The following is a 212-nucleotide window of genomic DNA, read 5'->3' as shown; positions in this document are numbered from 1 at the left end:
ATTGGCTTAGAGCTTCTTCATCATTGTTCTTAATGATTGGTCGTTCATAATTGGAGGTAAATTTTCTGTTACTTAATAAATAACCTGGTAGAATGAAATCAAAAATGGACCATAATTCCATTAATGAATTTTCTATAGGTGTACCTGTTAAAGCAAATCTCACTTTTGCTGGTATTAGTTTTACAGATTTAGCATTCAATGAGTTAGGATTC

At 30.7% G+C, this 212-nt stretch carries 1 protein-coding gene; it reads right to left on the bottom strand.

Translation table 11 applies throughout. The features are described 5' to 3' along the window. Window positions 1-212 (bottom strand): SNF2-related protein (locus tag AACQ14_RS24160; protein WP_339366084.1); only part of this gene is annotated, 212 nt, incomplete at both ends.

It is taken from the genome of Vallitalea maricola (assembly GCF_036985595.1).
Lineage (GTDB): Bacteria > Bacillota > Clostridia > Lachnospirales > Vallitaleaceae > Vallitalea > Vallitalea maricola.
The sequence above is the reverse complement of the archived record's forward strand: the minus strand, read 5'-3'. Positions and strand labels throughout refer to the sequence as shown.